Annotated in this window: 5 protein-coding genes; 4 read left to right on the plus strand and 1 reads right to left on the minus strand. The window is 36.3% G+C overall.

The window, feature by feature from the left end:
- The 3 genes from V7659_RS24780 to V7659_RS24790 all read left to right on the plus strand — a co-directional run.
- Nucleotides 1-499: PTS transporter subunit EIIC (locus V7659_RS24780; RefSeq protein ID WP_335542780.1), on the plus strand; the 499-nt coding region annotated here is incomplete at its 5' end.
- A gap of 23 nt (nucleotides 500-522) precedes the next feature.
- The gene (locus V7659_RS24785; protein ID WP_335542781.1) at nucleotides 523-873 is read left to right on the plus strand and encodes a PTS lactose/cellobiose transporter subunit IIA; all 351 of its coding nucleotides are present in this window, start codon (nucleotides 523-525) and stop codon (nucleotides 871-873) included.
- 167 nt (nucleotides 874-1,040) lie between these two features.
- Nucleotides 1,041-2,486, plus strand: coding sequence for a glycoside hydrolase family 1 protein (locus V7659_RS24790; protein WP_335542782.1), 1,446 nt, complete (start codon nucleotides 1,041-1,043; stop codon nucleotides 2,484-2,486).
- A 327-nt stretch (nucleotides 2,487-2,813) separates the two neighbouring features.
- Here V7659_RS24790 and V7659_RS24795 read toward each other — a convergent pair whose 3' ends face one another.
- Nucleotides 2,814-4,856 carry a helix-turn-helix domain-containing protein gene (locus V7659_RS24795; RefSeq protein ID WP_335542783.1) on the minus strand — a complete coding sequence of 681 codons (2,043 nt, stop codon included), beginning with the start codon at nucleotides 4,854-4,856 and terminating at the stop codon, nucleotides 2,814-2,816.
- A 136-nt stretch (nucleotides 4,857-4,992) separates the two neighbouring features.
- On the opposite strand from V7659_RS24795, the gene V7659_RS24800 reads away from it, so the two are divergent.
- On the plus strand, nucleotides 4,993-6,051 hold a 1,059-nt coding region (locus V7659_RS24800; protein ID WP_335542784.1), incomplete at its 3' end, for an MFS transporter.

Raw genomic sequence — 6,051 nt, forward strand, 5'->3', positions numbered from 1 at the left:
TTGGCTGGAGGCTATTCAAGAGAATATCGATGGTGCAGCCCAAAATATTCATACAATGGAAACGCTCACAGCTTGGGTGTGGATTGGAGGTATGGGTTCCACACTGCCATTGGTACTGATGATGTTATTCTTGGCAAAGTCCAGTCAATTAAAAGCAATAAGTAAAGTAACGATTGTGCCTTCTATTTTCAATATTAACGAACCTGTCATTTTCGGTGCTCCGGTGGCTTTTAACCCGATTCTAATGATTCCAATGTGGTTAAATGGACTGATTCTCCCAGCAATCACTTACATTGTTTTGAGTTTAGAGTGGGTTACAATTCCCGAGAGACTTTTCCAACTATGGTATATGCCGGTCGGGATTTCTTCCATCCTCATTAACTCCGATTTCCGAGGGTTGATTTTAGTAGCTGTAGTTGTGGTTGTTTCATGGTTGATTTGGTTTCCGTTTTTCAAAGTTTATGACATGCAGCAGTTTAAAAAGGAACAGGAACAGTAGAAATGAATTTGGAGGCTTAGAAAATGAACGAAAACAGCTTGAATGATATCAATGAAGTATCGATGAAAATCATCATAAATGCTGGTGACGCGAGATTAATCATTAAAGAAGCACTGGACTGTGTGGCAACTTGTGAGTTTGACGCGGCAAAGCAAAAGCTTGGTGAATCGAAAAAGAAAATTAACGCAGCACACTCTGCCCAGACTGAAACGATTCAAGGTGAAGCTCGCGGAGAGAAGATTGCATTCTCCCTCTTGTTTGCCCATGCACAGGACACATTAATGACCATTATGAGCGAGTGGAATACTGCTAATCATATCGTTCGTTTATTTGAAGTGTACGATGAACGATTAAAAAAGCTTGAAGGAAAATAATCATGAGAAAATGCCAGGTGGCTCGTACAATCTGGCATTTCCCTTTTTAGGAGATTATCAGATTAAATTCCTGCTCTTTTTTCTTAGAAGATGCCATTACGGTGAATCAATCTGGAGGCTGCCACCCCAGGCAAAAAATCCGTTACGTGTAAAGAGAGGTTGAGATCATGAATAAACTAGAATTTCCAAAACAGTTTTTATGGGGGGGCAGTATTGCTGCTCATCAATGTGAGGGTGCTTATCAGGCTGACGGAAAGGGCCTAGGCCATATGGACTTAGTAACAACGGGAAGCTATGAAAAGGAGCGTAAAATCACAAAGATCATTGAGGAAGGAAATGCGTATCCATCGCATGATGGAATTGAATTTTATCATCGCTATAAGAGTGATATTCAGTTGTTTGCTGAGATGGGATTTAAAGCTCTTCGTTTTTCCATTGACTGGTCCCGTATTTTTCCTCATGGAGATGATGAATTACCAAATGAAAAGGGACTGGCTTACTATCATCATGTAATCGATGAACTTCGAGCAAATCAGATTGAACCTATTATTACTCTATGTCATTTTGAAATGCCGATTGACTTGGTACGTAAATACCATTCATGGCTAAGCAGGGATACTGTTGAGTTATATCTTCGTTTCTGTGAAACCGTGATGAAGGAATATAAAGGTAAGGTACGTTATTGGGTAACGTTTAATGAATTGAATCATTTAGAAATACAGAGTGATTTTTCAAATACTTTTACTTATATGATTACTGGTTTACAGTATTCTGATTTACATGATAGAGATGCGCAACTTGCGACAATGGGATATCATATGACTTTAGCGAGTGTTAAAGCAGTTAAAGTGGCACACGATATTGATCCCGATAATCAGGTTGGTTGTGTTTTTGGACTCACACCTTGTTATCCGAAGACTAGTAAACCTGCTGATGTATTGCAAGCCTTTAAGGATACAGAAAGAGATCTATACCAGGTTGATGCGATGTGCAATGGAGCGTTTCCTTTATATAAACTGAAGGAGTATGAACGGAGAGGTATTACATTACCAATTAGTGAAAGTGATCACAGTGCCTTTAAGGAAGGAAAAATAGACTTTATTGGCTTAAATTATTATTCCAGTGACGTTAGTTCGGCTGAACGTGATGAAAACATTGAATCCTCTTTATTTGGTGGAATTCCAAATGAGTATTTGGAGAAGTCATCATGGGGGTGGTCCATCGATCCAACGGGTTTAAGGTATATGTTGAATTATTTGTATCATAGATATGGCATTCCGATTATTATCACCGAAAATGGATTAGGTGCAGTCGATAAAGTGGAAAAGGATGGCAGCATCCAAGATGGTTATCGCATTGATTATCTGAAAAAACATTTAGAAGCATTAAAGGCTGCCGTTGAAGAAGATGGTGTCGACTGTTTTGGCTACTTAATGTGGGGCCCCATCGATTTGATTAGTGCGACCACTGGCGAAATGAAAAAACGTTATGGATTTATTTACGTGGACAAACAAGATGATGGCAGTGGAACATTTGAGCGAAGCAAGAAAAAAAGTTTTTACTGGTATAAGAAAGTAATATCGACAAATGGAGAAGATTTAGCTAGTGATTAATTTTTTATTATTTGCTCAAATGTTTTCTCTACCATTTTTCTTTAATCACCTCTAAAATCTTATTCACTATTAAAACCCAAATCGATAAGTCTTTTTGATAATTACCTATAATCTAGAGACATTTATCGTCTTAGATGCTAAAGCATTTGAGGGGAAACCATTGAACTCTTAGTTCTGATATATAGAGATTATTTAGAGTTCTTTGGAATATTCTTATATGTAAAAAAGATCACCAACCTAAATTGAGTGATCTTTTTTACTATATTTCGTAACTATCAGGCTGTTAATTGCTAGATGCTTAAAGACTAACCCGAGTAAGTGCGGTAGTCAAGTTAGTGAGACAATTGAATTCCTTAAATAACATGCAAGCTGAACTTTTAAAATGTCTTCTGGATTTGAAAAGGAAATTTGAAGCTTTTCTTCGATCCTTTTTAGCCTTTGATATAAAGTATTAACATGGATATGCAAAAGTTTGGCTGTTTGTGTCGCTTGACGGTCGTTTCCCATATAGGCAAGCAGGGTTTGTTCCAAATCCAAAGTACCATCTTTATCAGATGTGAGAGGATTAAAGACTTCATTAACAAACGAGTTCAGGTCATCCATGGGTTGATGAATAAAAAGATGATTAATGCCAATATCCTGATAATTCACAATACTTTTAAGTTGCCTCGAGATAAGAAAAGAAAGGGCTTTATCCGCTTCGGAGTAACTTTTTGCTAAATTATCCATACTCGGATAGCAAGTACCAATTCCCATTTTTAGCGATTCTTCATGAACATTCATCCAGTTGGAATGAATAAGCTCTAGCTTCTTTTTTACATGATCTTGGTCTGCATAGTAATTAAATTGGCATACCAACGTCACTTTATTTCCATACCCAAAAATGATTGAAACATATATTCCTAAAAGTTTTTTAACTTGGGCAATTAGTTTATGCATTTGCATATTAAGAAAGTGAAAGTCAGCGTGAGGATGGATATGAATTGTGACTGCCATATAATAGGGATGATCATCAATTCTAAGCTCAATGGCCTTCTTTCGTATCAGGTTATATTCTCGGCACTGAATGAAATCATTAAATAGATCATTTGTTTTTTGATAATAAGAATCCACTAATGTTTGTTTTCTGATAATCTCTAATGCAATCACGGAACTTGCCTGTTCCATTATCATTTTATTTAAAGGGAAAAAATCATCTTCCTCCATTTCTACTGCGATTATTCCAATCGGAACGTCAATTGCAATAATAGGGTGAATATACAATGACTGACTATTAAAAGACTCAGTAAAAAAAGATTGAGTTTTTAATTTTGTATTTATCTCTGAAGGCAGTTCCCTTTTCCACTGGGTTGGACTTGAGTATTGTTGATGATCTGTTAAGTCTACGATCATTAATGGGTGATTGATCATCTTTTTTATTTCATTTGCGATTTTTTGTAAACCCTTACTTTGAAGCGACATTTTTATTAACGTATTGTGTATGGTATCTCGCTGAATTAAAAGATCATTTTGTTTTTTGAGATTTTGGTAGAGTTTCGAATTTCTTAATACAATCGAGACCTGATCAGAAAAGCTTTCTAACATTTGTTGGTCATCTTTCGTTAAAAGGGGATAAGGACCATTTTGGTAAACAATCAATACACATAAAGTACTCTCCTCAACCTTTATTGGAACTGAAATAATAGATTTCATATCGTCCAATTGGACAGAATTATACAGATGAAAAAGATTATCAGATGAAATATCAGATGATTCTGAGAGGATGTCCTCTATATTTGTAAGAATAAAAGACTTATTATCTTTAAATGTTTTCCCGATAATTCCTTCGCCAACCTTCATCCTCATTTTTTTGATTTCTTCCTTAGGCCCCCCCGTCCATGCTTTAGGAAATAGCACATCTAAGCTTGGTTCGTACATCCATAGAACTCCCATATCTGCTGCGGGAATAACCGATAAGGCATTTTCTAATATTTTTTTTAACAGGTTATCTAAATCTTCGAGGATGGAGATATCACGGATACTTTCCATCATTTTGTTCCTGATATATTTTTCTCGATCTAGCATTACTTGCAAGTAATGTAAATCTATGATCGGTTTAAGTTTTTGCTCATTCTCATTGTTTAGGACGGAAGATTTACTAATTCTAATGACAATGGTTGTATGATTGGAATAATGGTAGTAAAGATCGGTGAAAGTTTCATCGGTACGTATATTTTCATTGAAAAGTCTTTCTGGTGTGGGAGTTTCTTTGTCAAAATGATGGGATAATACAAGTGAAAAATCTAATCCCTTTATACTTTGCCACACCTGAAATTGTGAAAGGCAACAGTCATCTATTAAAAATTGTTTGAATTTCATTAATGTCTCCACTTTTACAATCCCTCCATCGGACTATGTAGAACTCAACATAATTTATGTTCTAATTATATAGGACTGAACATTGTTTGAATAGTTCGAATTTTTTATAATTAAATGGAATTCAACAAATTAAGCTAGGAGGTTTTATATGGTATCCAAATTATCGCAGAACTGGAAGTATGTCATTATCATCTTGCTATTTTTAGGATGGTCAATTGGAAACTTTGATCGATTTTTCATGAATTATGCGATTTTAGGTATTTCAAAGGATCTTCAATTAAGTGCCTCTCAGACAGGAATTGTTTTAAGTAGCTTTTTTGCAGGTTATGCCTTAATGCAAATTCCGGGTGGATGGCTCGCAGATCGTTTTGGTTTCCGAAAAGTCATTATCACGGCTGTTTTTGCTTGGTCCGTTTTCACGATTTTGTCAGGAATTGCATGGTCCTTCATGTCCTTAATCCTCATTCGATTTCTTTTTGGGCTTGGGGAAGGCAGCTTTTTTCCATCCGCCTCAAAAGGTATTGCTAGTTGGTTTCCGCAAAATGAACGGAGCCGTGCTATGTCCTTCATGCTCACTTCCGGTACGATAATGGGAGTAATAGCACCAATCATTGGTACCCAATCCATGCAAAGTGTCGGTTGGAGAATGATCTTTTATATTGCGGGTGCCATTGGAATTATATTTGTCTTGCTATACGTCTTTTTCTTAAAAGAGCGGAAAGGTTCAACTGTAGGAATTACTGAAAACCCTTCCAAAGATAAAGCGCCTTTACGAGAGGTTTTGAAAACCCCGATTATATGGAATTTGTTCATTGCCTATTTTGCGATTTATGCTGTGCAATGGGGATTAATGGCATGGATGCCAACTTATTTAGTAGAGGCACGTAATCTTGACTTAACATCCGTTGGGTATATTTCAGCTATTCCAGCGGTTGCAGGAATTATCGCGATGCTTGGAAGCGGCTATATTTTAGATAAATTACCTGAAGGAAAAGATAAGGTAATTGCAGCGATATTTGCAGTATTAACGGCGGTTTTTCTTTATTTAATGGCTTTTGCGCCAAACATAGCTATGTTTGCTGTCTATCAAAGTGTGGTTACTGTATTCATGTCGTTTAATATTATTCTAATTATCTCAGCTCCATTAAAAATGTTATCAGAAGAGGTTGTAGGAACGGCAAATGGTTTTATTAATACAGGTGCACAA

Origin of the sequence: Neobacillus drentensis, from assembly GCF_036966985.1 — a bacterium.
Taxonomy (GTDB): domain Bacteria; phylum Bacillota; class Bacilli; order Bacillales; family Cytobacillaceae; genus Neobacillus; species Neobacillus drentensis_E.